Origin of the sequence: Mesonia sp. K4-1 (genome assembly GCF_008017825.1) — a bacterium.
GTDB lineage: Bacteria > Bacteroidota > Bacteroidia > Flavobacteriales > Flavobacteriaceae > Mesonia.
Map to the genome: position 1 here is coordinate 1 of NZ_VRLS01000091.1, position 2,803 is coordinate 2,803.

3 protein-coding genes and 1 pseudogene are annotated in these 2,803 nt (G+C 36.6%); all 4 read right to left on the minus strand.

Going from position 1 to position 2,803, the window contains the following annotated elements; genetic code table 11:
- Nucleotides 1–30 precede the first annotated feature (30 nt).
- A complete protein-coding gene (gene traM / locus FT986_RS14385) occupies nt 31–945 on the minus strand; it encodes a conjugative transposon protein TraM (RefSeq protein WP_147865665.1) in 915 nt (304 codons plus the stop codon).
- 45 nt (nt 946–990) lie between these two features.
- The gene (locus FT986_RS14390) at nt 991–1,608 is read right to left on the minus strand and encodes a conjugal transfer protein TraK (protein ID WP_147865666.1); all 618 of its coding nucleotides are present in this window, start codon (nt 1,606–1,608) and stop codon (nt 991–993) included.
- Nucleotides 1,609–1,619: 11 nt separating this feature from the next.
- Entirely contained in the window at nt 1,620–2,462 is an 843-nt protein-coding gene (locus FT986_RS14395; protein WP_147865667.1) for a hypothetical protein, read from the minus strand.
- Nucleotides 2,462–2,803, minus strand: a pseudogene (locus tag FT986_RS14400) (conjugal transfer protein); the annotation flags it as partial. The gene FT986_RS14395 and the pseudogene FT986_RS14400, both read right to left, overlap by 1 nt.

The following is a 2,803-nucleotide window of genomic DNA, read 5'->3' on the forward strand; positions in this document are numbered from 1 at the left end:
TAATTAAAATGGTAAAAAATTGATAAGTTTTCATAATTGAGGTTTTAATAAAAGTTGATAATTATTGGTTATGGTAATCTTTACATTGCGATTGCTTTTACGGAAAATTTTAGTGATACCGCTCACTTGCGGAATGGTGGGAATATTTATATCACCTACCACATCATCTAGGACTTCTTGGCTAGCATCGGCCTGAAAACTGTTCTCCACATAAATGCCTTCATTCCCGTCCTGTAAATCAAAGGCCAAGAGTTCTACGGGTTGATGATTAATGTTATTGATCTCCACCATAGCACGGTTCGGTTGAAATTTTATAAAACCAAAAACAGGAGTGTTTTTTGGAAATATTCTCCCTGCTATTTTAGCTTTTCTTATCAGTCGCATGCGTAAACGGTAATCCTTTTTGACTACCTGCTTTCCATCTACAGCTGCGTATATATGGGCATCTGTTTCCGCTGCAAGGGAAAGCTCACTTTTAGAGGGTTCAGAAGCAAAGAAAAGTTGATGCTCCAAGCTTATCTCTTTAGCCGATAGCGCTTCTTTTTTATTGGCATTAGCCCTTGTGCTATCTATATCGACCAACACATTGGTTTTACGTTCATAACGATTTTCGTTATAAGAAATCCTGTTGGCTAAAACTATGCTATCTACGACCCTGTTCTTTTCCTTTCGTACATAGTCAAGGTCATAATACCCTAGGGAGTCTAATAAATTTTCATCATATGGACTAGGGGCATTATTTTCTCTTTTTTCCTTGAGGTCATTAATAGCTTCTAGTTTAGAACCATAGGTTTCCTTTTCTTCTTTTAATTTAGGAACAGTCGTCTGTTTTATCTCTTCTGTATTTTCTTCATCCCCCAACATTAAAATGGAATAACTAATGATAAAAAGGAGAATGGTAGCAAGTACAGAAATAAAAACAATTTTATTTTTTTTTATTTTCATAATATATTTTTTCTGGATACCCATGGGGTTTCCTTGTTAAGTTGATTATGGGTTATCGTTGTTTATTTTTTTTAATGAATTTTCAAAGTAATTTGTGATCAAGAGACCATGGGTATTGTGGGGGTAGCTTCTATCTACATGCACTAGATCGCCCGAAGAAACCAGTTGGTACCTATCGGTCACTTTCCCCCTATTGATTTCAAAAATAGTAGTGGTTGTAAATTGATAAGGCTCTTGAGACAAATCCACTTTGGAATCTATGCTAATGACTTTTTGTATAAGGGAGTATTGTAAGATACGGTTATAGACTCCATTTGATCTTTTTTGTTGGTAGACATTATCTACAGAACTGTTACCCAGCCAAAGTGCCTTTTCAAGATTTTTTTCAAAATTAGTATCATTGATATGATAAAAGTAGGTATGAAATAAACGCAAGTGATCCAATGCTTCAACCTTTAAATTATCTTTTTGATCTACCCACTCTAAAGGAATCACTGCACCCTTGGTATTGATGGCGAACGCGTGACTGAGTGCCTTTTTATTTATATCATAAACGATCCAGCCAGAGTAGATAATGGATACCAATGCCATGGAAACCACAAAAACGACAATGAACCGATTGGTTTTCAAAACGGTATAAATATTTTTATAAGGTGTCTTCATCTTTATTTGTTTTAATTGCTAAATAATCGAAACGTGAATGAGGTTGCCCTTTTGTACAGCTTGAATTTTAAGAACACAATAAATGCTATAGAACCAGCCTCTACAATAATTTTGATCATCTCGTTTCCTGCGGATGACCCCAAAAGATTCGACCAAAAATTGGTATTGATCTCCGTATAGAGTTGATTGACAAAAACATTTACCAAAAAGAACGCTGGAACCAACATATAGACCGCCGCATAAAGTTTGAAAAAGTTATAGGCCAAGGACCTAAACTTTTCAAAAACGGAGAGGCTGATCACCAAGGGGAAAAAAGCTTGCATAATTCCCAAGAGAAAATAGCGTTCCGCCAAGAAAAGTGGATAGATAAATAAATCCAGTACCCAAAGAAACAGCCCGATCACAAAGGAGAAAACCTTAACGGGGTAAAGTGGGGTTACTAGGGCATCATAGAGTAAAGACATCGCTTTTGTAGCCGCATCCCAGCCCCCAATGTTCTTTTCCAATTCAATATCCTGTAATTGAAGCGGTAAAAGTGCCGGCGCCGTCAACCGATATTGAGATTCAATGGCCACCAAAATACCGTCAAAAAATCCAAGTACTTGGGTTGAAAAAATAACCGATAAGACAATGACAAAATTTTTAGCTAATTCCCCAGGACTCAAGCCCCAAGTGTAACCCTCCTTATCGGTCATCCCTTCGCTATATTTTTTTAGGATATTGATCAAGAAAAAGAGTACCGCCAAAACCTTCATTCCAGCAATGGTATACTGTGAAAAATCACTGTTTTTAATCACTTGAAATACGGAATCTATATACTCCAACCCAATTCCTAAAAAGATCATGGCAGTCATCAGAATCCGTTTTCGCGATTATTGATTTTATCTTGCATTTCGCGGAAGGAGATGATATCACGATAACGTTTTGTTTTTTGAGTGATTTCAAAAACCATTTCCTCGGATCGGCGTTCCTTTTCCTTCAGTACTTTTGCTCTTTCCCCGTCACTCATTTTTAAATAATCACTGGAAAGGATCTCATCAATAAAATCTAGGTCATCAAGGCTCCTTTCAATAATTTTATTAAAGGAATTGGAAACCTTGGTTACCTCATTGGCATGAATGTAGGGAGAGTTCAGTATATCCTGAAGATCATGTTGAACCGTTGAAAATAGCTGCTGGTTATTCTCATTGATCCT

What these genes read in the sequence shown, in the direction of transcription:
- FT986_RS14395 (WP_147865667.1), bottom strand. Translation starts at nt 2,462, where the DNA reads ATGACTGCCATGATCTTTTTAGGAATTGGGTTGGAGTATATAGATTCC.
- traM (WP_147865665.1), bottom strand. Translation starts at nt 945, where the DNA reads ATGAAAATAAAAAAAAATAAAATTGTTTTTATTTCTGTACTTGCTACC.
- FT986_RS14390 (WP_147865666.1), bottom strand. Translation starts at nt 1,608, where the DNA reads ATGAAGACACCTTATAAAAATATTTATACCGTTTTGAAAACCAATCGG.